We start from the raw sequence: 15,711 nt of genomic DNA, 5'->3' as shown, positions 1-15,711 counted from the left end.
ATATGACACACTCTTATATTATCTTTATAAAACACTAAATGCACCATCCAAAAGCGGCACCTATTAAATTAAAACACTGATAATGTTAATTTATGAAAGATATAATACTATTCATTAACATTTTCTTGATATACATATCCTAACTTAATAATAAAGAAAAGCTAATAATAGGGTTAAAAACTAAGATAAACCGAGGGAGATTGTAACTTAACGGTAATACTTACCTCATTTTTAGAGGAGAAATATGAGAGAAATGTCTTTTTATGATGCAGTTTTTCTTCACTATCTTTTTCTTAGAGACAATTTGACACATTTAATGCCAACTTTTTGATAACTGGCTCTTGCACTGATAGACATTCTTATTTCTGATAATATAATCAAAATTTGGTTTAAAACTGATTAGAAGGCGGTGTTATGGGCATTGTTGGCTGGATTATAACGGGCATATTTGTTGGTATTATCTTAGGTGCCGTATTAAAAATGATAAAGAAAAAATAGCGCGATAAGAAAGGCACCAAATTAAAACATAAACAATTTTATGTTGATCGCACTCCTTTCACTTCACTGACTTCTGTTGAAAGTAAAAATGAAAAAACATTTTCTAAAGTATCTTATGATCCCCGTCGCTTTACTGACATTGAATGCGTGTAGCCAACGTTCGTCATTACCACCAGCGACACAACCGTCTATGTTAAATCAACAGAACAATGTGCCTGAACTGACGCAATGGCCTACGGCATTAAGCCCCAATGTAAGCAATGCAAGTGCGTTGTTTGATAAATACGCTTCACAGATTTATCAAAAGAGTAATCCTCAAGGTATGGTTATTGTCATGATCAATAACTCTCAAACCTTAAATCGTTCTTTTGGGACGACAACACCTGAAAGTCGCAATGCACCATCAATGAACTCACTGATCCGTATCGCTTCTATCACAAAGCTGATGACCAGTGAAGTAATGTTAAAGTTACAAGATGATGGAAAATTATTAGTCACCGATCCACTGCAAAAATACAGTTACTATGGCGTAAATATCCCATTAGTCAGCTCTCAATCCCCTATCCGTCTTTATCATTTAGCAAGCCATACTAGTGGCTTTCCACGAGAACAACCCGGCGGAAAATGGGGAAGACCTGTTTTTATATGGCCAACACATGGCGACCGTTGGAACTGGTTGAAAAAAGCAACCCTGACATCAACCGCAGGGGATCAAGCCGCTTATTCAAATCTAGCTTACGATCTATTAGCGGATGCCTTAGTGAAAGCATCGGGTAAAAGTTATCCTCAACTTTTACAACAATATGTTACTCGACCTGCGGGTATGACTAATACCACATTGACGCCGACCCCAGAACAATGCCAGCGGCTATTAGTAGGATATAAACCAAGTCCATGCTCTGACACTATTGCAGCAGCTGGAAGTGGCGGTGTGTACTCAACACCAGCAGATATGCAACGCTGGATGCAAGGCTTTTTGACTTCTCATAATGCCATGCGAAAAGCAACCGCAAGTAAAGAGCAATCTGTCTACTTTCCTCGTAATCGACTCTCTTCAATAGAAGGAATGGACGTTGCAGGTCGTGCTGATGGCGTAGGTTTAGGATGGGTTTATATGGCTCCCGCTAATGGTATTCCAGCGATTTACCAAAAAACTGGGGGCGGTGGTGGCTTTAATACTTATATGGCAACCATTCCTGAATTAAATATCGGTGTATTTGTGGTGATCACCCGTAAACCTAACGGCACTAAATTTAGTGAAGTGACTCAGGGTACTAATGCGCTTGTTCGTGCTTTAGCAAAAGATTTTTATCAGTGATGGCATATCCAATAGCGATAAAAAAGCGCCTTGTAAGGCGCTTTTGTTTTTCTTGGCTGATATTACTTAGCGATTACGCTTCATCAATAACCATAAACTTAATGTTAGGAAGAGTATTCCCGGCACTAATGCTGCAATCACTGCGGGTATGCCATAAACCAAGCTTAATCGTCCTGAAACCTCATTGACGATATAGAATAAGAAGCCAAAAGAGATACCCGTTAAGACTCTTAATCCCATTGGTACTGTACGTAATGGGCCAAAAATAAATGACAACGCCATCAACATCATTACTGCAACAGAGATTGGAGCAAAGATTTTTTTCCAGAAATTCAGCTCATAGTTGGCTGATTCTTGCCCACTCTGTTTTAGATATTTAACGTATTGATAGAGTCCACTGATTGATAATGCATCCGGATCTAACGCCACAACACTTAGTTTTTCTGGCGTTAGTCGTGTTGGCCACTCCAGTGATACCTGTTTTTTACCTGTGATTTTTTGTGGATTAGTTAAATCTGACTGCTCAACTTGCTTTAACATCCACGTTTTTTTATTCACATCGTAGGTTGCACTTGATGCATAGCGTACCGTTTCTAGTTTTCTATCATTATTAAAATCATAGAGTGTGATGCCTTGCATCTCATTTTGGCTCTTTATTCGGTTGATATGAATAAATTGGTTGCCATCTTTAGCCCACATACCACGGTTAGTAGAAACTAAAGAGTTACCCATGATTTTTTCAGCGCGATAGTTACGTGCGTATTGCTCACCTTGTGGTGCGCCCCATTCACCAATGAGTACTGTTAACAATACTAATGGAATAGCGGTTTTCATCACTGAGCCTGCAATTTGCAAACGGGTGAATCCTGACGCTTGCATCACCACCAGCTCACTGCGTGTTGCTAATGCGCCTAATCCTAATAACGCCCCCAATAATGCCGCCATAGGGAAGAAAATCTGCACATCTTTAAGGATATTTAAAATGGCATAAATACCCGCATCCAGTGTGGTGAAATCCCCTTGCCCTACTTTACGGAGTTGATCGACAAATTTGATAATGCCGGATAGTGAAACCAGCAAAAATAGTGTCATCAAAATTGACTGTAAAATAGTACGCCCGATATATCTATCTAATACACCAAACATCAGGCAACTCCTTTCTTAAAGCGAGCACGGAATTTACGCATAGGCAAGGTATCCCAAACATTCAATAAGATAGCCAAGGCAAGATAAACACCATTAACACTCCACATTGCAATGAGAGGGTCCAATTTTCCTTTTTCACCATTAGAGTGCAATGAACTTTGTAATAAGAAGAACACCAGATAAAGCAGCATGGCAGGCAGCATACTTAATACGCGACCTTGGCGTGGGTTTACCTCACTTAAAGGTACGACCATCACAGCCATAATGACGACAGAAAAAATCAAGGTTAAGCGCCAATGGAATTCAGCGATAGATTCTGTTTCATTAGAATGCCAAAGCTCAGTCATCGTTTTTTGCTCTACACGATTACTGCTAATGGTAGATTCACGGTGCCCAATAACGGCTTGGTAGTCATTAAAATCAGTAATACGAAAATCACGCAATACCGCCGTACCTTCATAGCGAGTTCCCTCACTTAATACGACTATTTGATTCCCGTTAGGTAATTCTTTGGTATAACCTTTATCTGCCACCACGACAGAAGGACGCTGATCTTGTGTTGGACGCAACTGTGCAAGGAACACATCTTGGAATTGGTTTCCTTTTACACTACCAAGATAGAGCACCATATTGCGGTCACTGGACATTTTAAATTGCCCTTCCATCAATGCCGCTAAACTTGGATTTGCTTTAGCATCCTCAAGGACTTGCTCTTGATGCACCGAAGACCAAGGAATAAGCCAAATGACATTTCCTGCGGCTAATGCGCTGGTCAGTAATGAGAGCAACAGTGCAGCTTGCACTAATGCTTTCTTACCTATTCCGCACGCATTCATGACGGTTATCTCACTTTCAACATAAAGTTTGCTGTAAGTCATCAGAAGCCCAAGAAAAAGGCTTAATGGAAGAATAAGCTGTGCCATCTCAGGAATTCCCAGCCACAGCAGAGAAATCACGAGGTTTGTAGGAATGTTACCTTCAACAGCAGCCCCTAAAATTTCAACCAGTTTCTGGCTAAAGAAGATAAGCATCAGAATAAATAAGATGGCTATCTGACTTTTAAGGGTTTCCCGAGCTAAATATCGAATTATAATCACGCTAGTTATGCCTGTGAAAACTTGTCTTTTTGCAGGAAAATCGCTAACTTCGTTGTATATCTATCATTTGTGCATCTCAGTTAGACATTCTTGCAGCCCAAATGATATCAAAACATGCTATAAACAGGTTCCCAATAAGAACAAGCTTATAAGTTAGCTAAATTAGTTGTGTTCAATTAATGCATTTAGCTTAACATAAAAAGTAAACTTTCTATGGGGTAGATTAATGCGGATCACTATTCTAAACGATACTTTCCGTTTTTGTCTTTAATATTCAGGAGAACGCATGGAGTTTAATGTAAAAAGCGGCAGCCCAGAGAAACAACGCAGCGCTTGTATTATCGTGGGGGTGTTTGAGCCTCGTCGTTTATCTCCGATCGCGGAGCAACTTGATAAAATCAGTGATGGCTATATCAGCGCCCTGTTACGCAGAGGTGAACTGGAAGGCAAAGTCGGACAATCATTGCTGTTACATCATGTACCAAATGTTCTCTCTGAGCGCGTTTTACTGATTGGTTGCGGTAAAGAGCGTGAATTGGATGAACGCCAGTATAAACAGATCATTCAAAAAACCATTAACACACTCAACGAAACTGGCTCGATGGAAGCCGTCTGCTTTCTGACTGAGTTACATGTTAAAGGTCGTAATAATTACTGGAAAGTGCGTCAAGCGGTTGAGACTGCAAAAGACTGCCTCTATACCTTTGATCAACTGAAAAGCAATAAGACAGAATTACGTCGTCCATTACGTAAGATGGTCTTTAATGTACCTACTCGTCGTGAACTACCAAGTGGTGAGCGCGCAATTGCACACGGCTTAGCTATCGCATCAGGTATTAAAGCATGTAAAGATTTAGCTAACATGCCACCAAATATCTGTAATGCTGCTTATTTGGCGTCTCAAGCTCGTCAATTGGCTGACTCATCTTCAAATGTTTCTACGCGTGTTATTGGCGAAGAGCAAATGAAAGAGCTCAATATGAATGCTTACCTTGCGGTAGGTCAGGGCTCTCAAAATGAATCGTTAATGTCGATTATCGAATATAAAGGCAATAAAGATCCTGAAGCTCGCCCAATCGTATTAGTGGGTAAAGGGCTGACATTTGACTCGGGCGGTATTTCTATCAAACCTGCTGATGGCATGGATGAGATGAAATACGACATGTGTGGTGCAGCAACCGTTTATGGTGTGATGCGTGTTGTGGCTGAACTCCAGTTGCCAATCAACGTTATTGGCGTACTTGCAGGTTGTGAAAACATGCCGGGTGGAAAAGCGTATCGCCCTGGTGATATTTTAACAACCATGTCAGGCCAAACTGTTGAAGTATTAAATACTGATGCTGAAGGTCGTTTAGTGCTGTGTGATACGTTAACTTATGTTGAGCGCTTTGAGCCTGAATTAGTTGTCGATATCGCCACATTAACAGGTGCTTGTATGGTGGCTTTAGGGCATCACTACAGCGGATTAATGTCTAATCATAACCCGTTAGCACATGAATTAATGAATGCATCAGAGCAAGCAGGTGATCGCGCTTGGCGTTTACCATTAGGCGATGAGTTCTATGAACAAATCGAATCTAATTTTGCTGACTTAGCAAATACAGGTGGCCGTTTAGGTGGCGCAATTACTGCCGGTTGTTTCTTAGCGCGTTTTGCGACTAAATATAACTGGGCTCACTTGGATATTGCAGGTACCGCATGGCGTTCTGGCAAAGCAAAAGGCGCAACAGGCCGTCCTGTTTCTTTATTGTCTCAGTTCTTACTTAATCGCGCGGGTTTGAATAGCGACGATTAATACCGCATAATTATCAGGGTTAAGGTATTACCCTATTATTATGGTAAATAGAGCAGACTCCAAGAAGGGTATTGCAACGCAATACCCTTCTGTTATCGGGATATCATGAAAAACGCCACGTTTTATTTAATGGAACACCCATCAATACACGATGATTTACAGGCTCATGAGTGGCTTGCCTGTCAACTTACCGCTGAACATTGGCGATTAGGCAAACGCATTTTGTTGGTTTGTGAGTCTCAGGCTCAAGCTGAATTGCTTGATGAGGCATTATGGGCAAGAGAACCTCATCAGTTTGTTCCTCATAATCTAGCAGGTGAAGGCCCTCGTTATGGCTCTCCTGTTGAATTATGTTGGCCTGGAAAACGTGGTAATGCACCTCGTGATCTCTTGATTAATTTGCAATCGCAATTCGTAGACTTTGCCACAGCTTTCCATGAAGTGATAGACTTTGTACCTATTGATGAACAATTGAAACAGTTGGCGCGTGAACGATATAAAATTTATCGTAGCGTCGGCTTTACTTTGACAATGGCTACGCCGCCAACCTATTGAATACGTAAAGAATATGGAAAATAAATCCGCACCGAAAGAGCCATCGCTCGACACAACATATAATCCAGCAGAGATTGAACAACCTCTGTATCAGCATTGGGAAAAAAACGGCTACTTTAAAGCCAATGGCGATACAACGAAAGAAAGCTTCTGTATCGTGATCCCACCACCAAACGTCACAGGTAGCCTACATATGGGCCATGCTTTCCAGCAGACCATTATGGATACCATGATCCGTTACCAGCGCATGCAAGGTAAAAACACCTTATGGCAGTCAGGGACTGACCATGCGGGCATCGCGACTCAAATGGTCGTTGAGCGTAAAATTGCTGCTGAAGAAGGTAAAAACCGTCATGACTATGGTCGTGATGCGTTTATCGACAAAATTTGGGAATGGAAAGCGGAATCAGGCGGTAACATTTCTAACCAAATGCGTCGTTTAGGTAACTCTGTTGATTGGGAACGTGAACGTTTCACCATGGACGAGGGTTTATCTAAAGCCGTTAAAGAAGCTTTTGTTCGCTTACATAAAGAAGATCTCATCTACCGCGGTAAACGCCTTGTTAACTGGGACCCTAAATTACACACGGCGATTTCTGATCTTGAAGTTGAAAACCGTGAAGTTAAAGGATCTATGTGGCATCTGCGTTATCCTTTAGCGGATGGGGCAAAAACAGCAGAAGGTAAAGATTACCTGATTGTTGCAACAACACGTCCTGAAACCATGTTAGGTGATACTGGTGTTGCTGTTAACCCTGAAGATCCTCGCTATAAAGATTTAATTGGTAAAGAAATTATTCTACCAATCGTTAACCGTCGTATTCCTATTTTAGCGGACGAACACGCAGATATGGAAAAAGGGACGGGTTGCGTAAAAATCACCCCTGCTCACGACTTTAATGACTATGAAGTTGGACGTCGTCATCAATTACCAATGATTAATATCATGGATTTTGATGGCAATATCCGTGTTAGCGCAGAAGTATTAGACACCAATGGTGTTGAATCTGACGTTTACAGCACTGAAATTCCAGAAGCCTACCAAGGTATGGAACGCTTTGCTGCTCGTAAAGCAATGGTCGCTGAATTCGAACGTCTAGGTTTATTAGAAGAGATCAAGCCTCACGATTTAACCGTACCTTATGGCGACCGTGGTGGCGTGGTTATCGAACCTTTATTAACAGACCAATGGTATGTTCGTGCAGCACCTTTAGCGAAACCAGCCGTTGAAGCTGTTAAAAATGGTGAGATCCAATTTGTACCAAAACAGTACGAAAACATGTACTTCTCATGGATGAATGATATCCAAGATTGGTGTATTTCTCGTCAACTGTGGTGGGGTCACCGTATCCCTGCTTGGTATGACAACCAAGGCAACGTTTATGTTGGTCGTGATGAAGAAGAAGTTCGTCGTGAAAACAATATCGCCGCTGATGTCGCATTACGCCAAGATGATGACGTACTGGATACGTGGTTCTCATCTGCACTGTGGACATTCTCAACATTAGGCTGGCCTGAAAACACTGAAGCACTAAAAACATTCCATCCAACGAATGTATTAGTCAGTGGATTCGATATCATTTTCTTCTGGATCGCTCGCATGATCATGATGACCATGCACTTCATCAAAGATGAAGACGGTAAACCGCAAGTTCCATTTAATACGGTTTATATGACAGGTCTTATTCGTGATGAAGAAGGCCAGAAAATGTCAAAATCCAAAGGTAACGTACTTGATCCTCTGGATATGATTGACGGTATTTCATTAGAGAACCTGTTAGAAAAACGTACTGGTAATATGATGCAGCCACAAATGGCTGAAAAAATTGCTAAACGTACTAGCAAAGAGTTCCCAGAAGGTATTGAAGCACACGGTACAGATGCTCTGCGCTTTACCTTAGCGGCATTAGCTTCAACAGGTCGCGATATTAACTGGGATATGAAACGCCTGTCTGGTTACCGTAACTTTTGTAACAAGCTGTGGAACGCAAGCCGCTTTGTTCTGATGAATACTGAAGATCAAGATTGTGGCTACCAAGGTGGTGAGATGACATTCTCACTGGCTGACCGCTGGATCTTAGCTGAATTTAACAATACCGTTAAAGCCTATCGTGAAGCGTTAGATAACTATCGTTTCGATATCGCTGCCGGTATTTTATATGAGTTCACTTGGAACCAATTCTGTGACTGGTATCTTGAGCTATCAAAACCTGCGGTACACAAAGGTAATGATGCACAAAAACGCGCAGCACGTCATACACTGATTGAAGTGTTAGAAGGCTTACTGCGTCTTGCTCATCCAATTATTCCATTTATCACAGAGACAATCTGGCAACGTGTGAAGGAAGTTAAAGGCATTGAAGGTGAAACCATCATGCTACAAGCTTTCCCTGAATTCGATGCTTCACTGGTGGATGAACAAGCACTGAACGATCTGGAGTGGATCAAAGAAGTTATCGTTGCGGTTCGTAATATCCGTGCTGAAATGAATATTGCTCCGGGTAAACCACTTGAAGTTATCTTACGTGGTGCCGATGACAATGCGAAACGTCGCGTTAGTGACAATATTGGTTTCTTAAAAGCAATGGGTCGTTTAGCCGATATCCGTCCATTAGCAGAAGGTGAAGAAGCGCCATTATCAGTAAACAAACTGGTTAACGGTGCAGAATTGCTGATCCCAATGGCAGGCTTTATCGATAAAGATGCAGAGCTTGCACGTTTAGATAAAGAGCTTGAAAAAGTAGAAAAAGATATCACAACTTTAGACAGCAAATTATCTAACGATGGCTTTGTTAGCCGTGCGCCAGAAGCGGTTGTTGCTAAAGAGCGTGAACGCTTAGCGACATGCTTAAGTGCAAAAGAGAAGCTAATTGCACAGAAAGTCTCTATCGCCTCTTTATAAGCACTATCGCTTTAAAGACGCCGAGATTGATAATGAAAACCCGCGTTTATCGCGGGTTTTTACTTAGTCTCTTTCAGCCAAAAAATAAAACCATTTTTCACTTCATTTCTTATTATTCACGGTTCTATTCTCGTCAATACGTCGTTTCATCCTCTATTTTCACTTAAATTTAATCACTCACTAAAATATAACGCTAGAAATAAATGGAGAAGTTAAGCAAAGAGAAAGGGTTAACGGTTTACAAACACGCTTAATCAATTAAGATAGTTTTTGTAGCCATCAGTGCTACTTTCAATGAAGAAGTTCCTTTCCGGTGCTCTCTCAATAAATAATCAAAAAATATTCTACTAATAAGTGAAAACGATGAGTGCAACTATGACTGCAACCCAAGCTATAACCTCAAATATTGTTATTCGAGCCATTGAAGAAAAAGACAACGCAGGTATTGCACGCGTTATTCGTGAAGTCTCAGCAGAGCACGGTTTAACTGCCGATAAAGGCTTTGCGGTTGCCGATCCAATTTTAGATACCCTCTATGAAGTTTATCATCAGCCACGCAGTGCTTACTGGGTTGTTGAAATGGATGGAGAAGTTGTTGGTGGGGGTGGTGTCGCACCACTAGCTGGTGGTGATGGCAATACATGTGAACTACAAAAAATGTACCTTTCATCCAAACTGCGTGGCAAAGGTATTGCGAAAAAAATCGTTCTGCAATCTCTTGAGTTTGGTAAAGAGCAAGGCTTTAGCCGTTGCTATTTAGAAACCACAGATATCTTAAAAGCGGCTGTCGGTTTATACGAAAAACTAGGATTCGAATTTATTGATGAAGCTTTAGGCAACACTGGACATAGTGATTGTGAGATCCGTATGGTGAAGCCACTTTAAGCGTTCTTGCTGTTCCCTACGTAATACAATAAATAAAATAAGCTCTACTTGACCCGCATTTCTTATGCGGGTTTTTATTAGCAATAAATAGCATCTATTAACACAAATCCAATTTATCAAAATGATATAAATACAGTATGTTTATGTGCTTATTTTCATGATTAATTTCTTAATTAATTATTATCAAAATATTATTAATGAAATTCTTATCTCAAATTTTATTAAAACCCACAAGTTTAAATTATTTTTCATTCCACTCTAGATAATCACATTATCCCTCTTAAATAAAATATTATTTATCTTATTTTATATTTTAAAAAAGAGATTTTTTTATATTGCTATTTATAGCTAATTTAATATCTTTATGCAGATAAAGTCATGCATTGGCTTTTATAACTCTAAAATTTAAAAGGAATTTTTTCATGAAAAACTTTGTTAAAATTGCACTTATTGCTTCTGTAATTACCGTAATGACCGGTTGTACTGGTAGCGTATACAATAAAGAAAAAGACTGTAACTACGACTACTTACTGCACCCAGCAGTTTCTATTTCTAAAATCATTGGCGGTTGTGGCGACACAAGCAAATAAGATTTAAGAAATAAATATATTAATAAACTACATTCTGACTTATTGTTGCTAAGAAAGGATGTAGTTTTTTGTTTTCATTTTTAAAAATAGAATCAAATAAAAACCATTACACCAAAAACTATTTAATTAATTATTTAAATATAACCCTTTTATTATTCCTACTCTCTTTATTACATTCTTGTTCTTTCATTTTCACTGTTCAAATTCATTCATTTTTTTTGAACACCATCAACAAATTCCCCCTATTTTGTTCATCATGAGAACACTTTATGATCAGCCTCATTAAGAAATCGCAATAATCTGTATTACCTCCTTCTGTGTCTTGGTTATTGCGGTTTCTTTCCTTAACTCGGAGAACAATCATGACTATCAGACAGATTAATCATATTTATTCGGCGCCAAATTCACACTGGGTAGGTAATGGCTTTCCAGTCAGCACCTTATTTTCCTATCAGGAAAATGGTGAGAAACATAGCCCGTTTCTGCTGATGGATTATGCTGAGCCAACACTGTTTAAACCTGTTACTAATGCCCGTGGTGTAGGAGCGCATCCTCATCGTGGATTTGAAACCGTAACAATCGCCTATCAAGGTGAAGTTTCTCATCATGACTCTAAAGGTCACGCAGGAACGATTACCGCAGGTGATGTGCAATGGATGACCGCGGCTTCTGGTATTTTGCATAAAGAGTATCACTCTGAAAAAATGACCAAAGAAGGCGGTGTATTGGAAATGGTGCAACTTTGGGTGAATCTGCCAACAGCGTACAAAATGACACAGCCTCGTTATCAGGCGCTGAAAGCAGAGGATATCCCTCATGTTGAATTATCAAATAACCAAGGTTATGTCAGAGTGATTGCAGGTAATTATGCCAACACACAAGGTGTGGCAATGACCTACTCGCCGCTGAATGTGTGGGATCTACGTTTAAATCGCGCAGGTGTTTCACATTACAGTATTCCTGAAGGTCATAATGCAATGCTGTTTGTAGTAAAAGGCGCCGTACATATCAATGATAGTGAAATTGCACGTCAACACGATATGGTGATGTTAGATAATCATGGCGATACGCTCACATTAGAATCAATGGGTGACACCATTGTTTTAATTTTAACCGGTGAGCCAATTAATGAGCCTATTGCAGGGCAAGGACCTTTTGTGATGAACACGCAAGAAGAGCTACAACAAGCTTTTGATGATTATGACAATGGTAAATTTGGCGTAATGGATTAATGACATTAGCTTAAAAACAATAACACCAGTCACAAAGCAACAATTTTGTGGCTGGTGCTATATTGCACTGAAAAATCAGGTACAAAAGGACAACATTTAGCAAAAATTAATGTAAACGTGATGACTTATCAGACTCTTCTTCTTCGTCGTCTTCGTCTTCACCCTCTTCATCATCATACTCTGCGTCAGGATCTTCAAAATAAGTCCCCCAACCATCGTAATAGACACCCATTTTTTCAGCTAAATTCATTAATTGCTCAACTTGAGCATCAATAAGTTCAGCATTCAAACCACTTTCACTGACTGCATCAAAGCAAACTAAAATCTCACCTGATTCGACTTCAATTTCTTCAGGCTCAGTCACTTCGTAACCTAATTTAAAAACTTCAACGGCTGCTTTTTCTAGTGTTTCAAAATTTTCACAAGAAATATGGTGCTCAATGGCATACAGTGCATCTGGATCACTGCCATCTTCCAGTAATTCTTCAATAATAAGACGTGTTTCTTCACGTTGTTCTGCTAACTCTTTGCTGTCCGCCATAATCATGCTCCGCAATAGTCTGAAAAGGTATCTCGTTCATTGTCCCACAGGCAGGATCAACACTCCATACTTAATATGATCTCCTTATCGCATACTGTTTAAATTAAAAGTTTTCCTTTAGGGGTTGATGATGAATATTTATTGATATAAATTGAATATAAATTCAATGACAGGATATCACTCTATGAACCCTTTTTATCAGAAATCATTCTTACGTTTACTTGATTTTTCACCTGCTGAAATTCAACAACTGCTTACATTGTCAGCACAACTGAAAAAAGCCAAAAAATCCGGTCAAGAAACTCAGTATCTTACTGGAAAAAATATCGCACTGATTTTTGAAAAAGATTCAACACGTACCCGTTGTGCGTTTGAAGTCGCTGCATTTGATCAAGGTGCAAGAGTGACTTATCTGGGGGGAGGAAGCCAAATTGGACATAAAGAATCGATAAAAGATACTGCTCGTGTATTAGGCCGTATGTATGATGGAATTCAGTACCGGGGTTACGGACAAAAAACAGTAGGTGCACTTGCACAATATTCAGGTGTACCTGTTTGGAATGGTTTAACCAATGAATTCCACCCAACACAGTTATTAGCCGATTTACTGACTATCACTGAACATCAAGCTAAACCATTATCAGAAACGGTATTTGCTTACCTTGGTGATGCTCGTAACAACATGGGTAATACTATGCTGGAAGCGGCTGCATTAACAGGTATGGATTTACGTTTAGTTGCGCCTAAAGCATGTTGGCCTGAAGCGAGTTTAGTTGCTCAATGCCAAGAAATTGCCAAGAAAAATGGCGGAAATATCACGCTAACTGAAAATGTAGCTGAAGGTGTTAAAAACGCTGATTTTCTTTACACTGATGTGTGGGTTTCTATGGGCGAACCAAAAGAGGTTTGGAAAGAGCGTATTGCGTTACTGAAGCCTTATCAGGTCAATATGGATGTTATAAAATTAACCGGAAATCCAGACGTCAAATTCCTTCACTGTTTACCCGCTTTTCATGACGAAGAAACAACGATGGGTAAAGCATTAGCTGAAGAATTTAATCTCTATGGTGGCTTTGAAGTTACTGATGAGGTTTTTGAATCAAAACACAGCATTGTGTTTGATGAAGCAGAGAACCGTCTTCACACCATAAAAGCAGTGATGGTCGCTACCCTTGCAAATCCTTTCTAAAATACATAATCATGCAAAACACCTATTTTTTATTTATGAAAAAATAGGTGTTTTCTTTGTTTTATCTCAAGCTTATTGATTTTTAAATTAAAAAAATTTTTTTGCAAAAAATAAAAGCAAACGCTTGCGTGCAACTCTAAGATGCGTATAATGCGCCACAATTTGTCAGGAGGAAAGATGAAACAGCGCCTATTCCAATTCGTAACAAAAACAAGCACCTTAACTGGTCGCAAGCGCATTCTCTTTTTTCCAATAGCCCAATTTTTTAAAGCCCCTCTTATTGAGGGGTTTTTTTTGGCCTATAAAAAACCATCTATCGCACAATTCATCGCCAAAGGAGAACTCTAATGACTAATCCGCTCTACCAAAAGCATATTATCTCCATCAATGATCTGGACAGGGAAGATTTGGAGTCTGTTCTTCACGTTGCTAATAAACTCAAACAGCAACCTAATAACGAATTGTTGAAAGACAAAGTGATTGCGAGCTGCTTTTTTGAAGCATCAACACGTACTCGCTTATCATTTGAGACAGCTATCCACCGCCTAGGTGCATCAGTTGTCGGTTTTTCTGATGGAAGCAACACTTCACTGGGTAAAAAAGGTGAAACATTAGCGGATACCATTTCGGTTCTTCGCACTTATGCTGACGCCATTGTTATTCGCCATCCTCAAGAAGGTGCAGCACGTTTAGCCTCTGAGTTTGCGGGCGATATTCCAGTACTCAATGCAGGTGATGGTGCAAATCAGCATCCAACACAGACTTTGCTGGATTTGTTTACCATCCAAGAAACGCAAGGCCGTTTAGATAACCTCAATATCGCGATGGTCGGTGACTTAAAATATGGCAGAACAGTACATTCACTGGCACAAGCATTGGCGAAATTTAAAGGTAATCATCTCTATTTTATCGCCCCTAAAGTACTCGCCATGCCAGAGCATATTCTTCACTTGCTGGAAGAAAATGGTGTTGAATACAGCCAACATGAAACAGTAGATGAAGTGATGCCAGAGCTAGATATTCTGTATATGACTCGCGTACAAAAAGAGCGTTTAGACCCATCTGAATACGCGAATGTTAAAGCACAATTTATCTTAACCAGTGCAGATCTTGTGAATGTGAAAGATAACCTTAAGATCCTACACCCCCTGCCACGTATCGATGAAATCACGACAGATGTAGATAAAACACCTTACGCTTATTATTTCCAACAAGCAGGCAACGGTATCTACGCACGTCAGGCATTACTTGCCTTAGTTCTGAATAAAAACTTAGTTCTTTAATAAGGAGCACACCATGACACATGATCACAAACTAAAAGTTGAAGCTATCAAACGTGGGACTGTTATTGATCATATTCCAGCGCAGGTGGGCTTTAAAATTCTGTCACTATTTCGCTTAACAGAAACGGATGAAAGAATAACAGTAGGTTTTAATTTACCTTCAGAAAATTTAGGTAAAAAAGACTTAATTAAAATCGAAAATGTCTTTTTAACCTCTGAGCAAGCAAACCGTTTAGCGATGTATGCGCCTCAAGCAACTGTAAATATCATCGATGATTATCAAGTCGTTAATAAAATGGCATTAAGCTTGCCAGAATTGCTTGAAGATGTGGTGCCTTGTCCTAATAGCAACTGTATTAGCCATAACGAGCCAGTACAAAGCAGTTTCCGTGTCAAAAAACTGGCCTCAGATGTTGTATTAACCTGCAAGTACTGTGAAAAAGAGTTCGAACGCCACGCGGTTATTCGTTAATTCTTTTAACTATCTGCTCGCAAGGGCAGATAGTTTTTTTGTCATAACTATCTATTAAAGCAACAATACTCTTCATTGTAGATATTTTCTCTACTTAGAATCACCAAAGTAGATCTTCTGTTTTCTCTCACTTTTTGTCATCATAAAGTCTGGATATATCCGCTAAATCACTTACTTAATTACTTTAACAGAGACGAATTTTCGCCTT

General features: G+C 39.7%; 14 protein-coding genes. 11 read left to right on the top strand and 3 right to left on the bottom strand.

What is annotated here, in order from left to right; translation table 11 throughout:
• Nucleotides 1–586 precede the first annotated feature (586 nt).
• Nucleotides 587–1,816: a D-alanyl-D-alanine-carboxypeptidase/endopeptidase AmpH gene (gene ampH, locus ABN236_RS16450; RefSeq protein ID WP_088493950.1), complete on the top strand. Its 1,230-nt coding sequence runs from the start codon at nt 587–589 to the stop codon at nt 1,814–1,816.
• 66 nt (nt 1,817–1,882) lie between these two features.
• Here the strand turns inward: ampH and lptG are convergent, their stop codons facing one another.
• Nucleotides 1,883–2,962: an LPS export ABC transporter permease LptG gene (lptG, locus tag ABN236_RS16445; RefSeq protein WP_194951673.1), complete on the bottom strand. Its 1,080-nt coding sequence runs from the start codon at nt 2,960–2,962 to the stop codon at nt 1,883–1,885.
• Nucleotides 2,962–4,059 (bottom strand): LPS export ABC transporter permease LptF, encoded by a 1,098-nt coding sequence (gene lptF, locus ABN236_RS16440; RefSeq protein WP_088493952.1) that lies wholly within the window; start codon nt 4,057–4,059, stop codon nt 2,962–2,964. Before lptF ends, lptG begins: the two co-directional genes overlap by 1 nt.
• Nucleotides 4,060–4,345: 286 nt before the next feature.
• Between lptF and pepA the strand changes: the two genes are divergently transcribed.
• The 6 genes from pepA (at nt 4,346) to ABN236_RS16410 (ending at nt 12,018) form a co-directional block, all read left to right on the top strand.
• Entirely contained in the window at nt 4,346–5,854 is a 1,509-nt protein-coding gene (pepA, locus tag ABN236_RS16435) for a leucyl aminopeptidase (RefSeq protein WP_088493953.1), read from the top strand.
• A gap of 105 nt (nt 5,855–5,959) precedes the next feature.
• A complete protein-coding gene (locus ABN236_RS16430) occupies nt 5,960–6,409 on the top strand; it encodes a DNA polymerase III subunit chi (RefSeq protein WP_023583544.1) in 450 nt (149 codons plus the stop codon).
• A 13-nt stretch (nt 6,410–6,422) separates the two neighbouring features.
• Complete coding sequence (locus ABN236_RS16425) at nt 6,423–9,311, top strand: valine--tRNA ligase (protein WP_088493954.1); 2,889 nt, start codon at nt 6,423–6,425, stop codon at nt 9,309–9,311.
• A 375-nt stretch (nt 9,312–9,686) separates the two neighbouring features.
• Nucleotides 9,687–10,196 carry a GNAT family N-acetyltransferase gene (locus ABN236_RS16420; RefSeq protein WP_109394761.1) on the top strand — a complete coding sequence of 170 codons (510 nt, stop codon included), beginning with the start codon at nt 9,687–9,689 and terminating at the stop codon, nt 10,194–10,196.
• Between the two features lie 422 nt (nt 10,197–10,618).
• Nucleotides 10,619–10,786 carry a YhfL family protein gene (locus tag ABN236_RS16415; RefSeq protein WP_036914671.1) on the top strand — a complete coding sequence of 56 codons (168 nt, stop codon included), beginning with the start codon at nt 10,619–10,621 and terminating at the stop codon, nt 10,784–10,786.
• Nucleotides 10,787–11,148: 362 nt separating this feature from the next.
• Nucleotides 11,149–12,018 (top strand): pirin family protein, encoded by an 870-nt coding sequence (locus ABN236_RS16410; protein ID WP_088493955.1) that lies wholly within the window; start codon nt 11,149–11,151, stop codon nt 12,016–12,018.
• A 106-nt stretch (nt 12,019–12,124) separates the two neighbouring features.
• Here the strand turns inward: ABN236_RS16410 and rraB are convergent, their stop codons facing one another.
• Nucleotides 12,125–12,559, bottom strand: a complete 435-nt coding sequence (rraB, locus tag ABN236_RS16405) for a ribonuclease E inhibitor RraB (RefSeq protein ID WP_088493956.1) — start codon at nt 12,557–12,559, stop codon at nt 12,125–12,127.
• 184 nt (nt 12,560–12,743) lie between these two features.
• On the opposite strand from rraB, the gene argF reads away from it, so the two are divergent.
• The 4 genes from argF (at nt 12,744) to pyrI (ending at nt 15,503) form a co-directional block, all read left to right on the top strand.
• Nucleotides 12,744–13,748 carry an ornithine carbamoyltransferase gene (gene argF, locus ABN236_RS16400; RefSeq protein WP_349474420.1) on the top strand — a complete coding sequence of 335 codons (1,005 nt, stop codon included), beginning with the start codon at nt 12,744–12,746 and terminating at the stop codon, nt 13,746–13,748.
• A gap of 177 nt (nt 13,749–13,925) precedes the next feature.
• A complete protein-coding gene (locus tag ABN236_RS16395) occupies nt 13,926–14,096 on the top strand; it encodes a hypothetical protein (RefSeq protein ID WP_164996119.1) in 171 nt (56 codons plus the stop codon).
• Complete coding sequence (gene pyrB / locus ABN236_RS16390) at nt 14,096–15,031, top strand: aspartate carbamoyltransferase (protein ID WP_088493958.1); 936 nt, start codon at nt 14,096–14,098, stop codon at nt 15,029–15,031. Before ABN236_RS16395 ends, pyrB begins: the two co-directional genes overlap by 1 nt.
• A 13-nt stretch (nt 15,032–15,044) precedes the next feature.
• Nucleotides 15,045–15,503: an aspartate carbamoyltransferase regulatory subunit gene (gene pyrI, locus ABN236_RS16385; protein WP_006535648.1), complete on the top strand. Its 459-nt coding sequence runs from the start codon at nt 15,045–15,047 to the stop codon at nt 15,501–15,503.
• The last annotated feature ends 208 nt before the right edge of the window (nt 15,504–15,711 follow it).

This window comes from Proteus sp. fly-1013 (assembly GCF_040140245.1).
In the GTDB taxonomy this organism is placed as follows: Bacteria; Pseudomonadota; Gammaproteobacteria; order Enterobacterales; family Enterobacteriaceae; genus Proteus; species Proteus mirabilis_B.
Note: the sequence above shows the minus strand (reverse complement) of the source record. Positions and strands in the feature narration are given on the sequence as shown.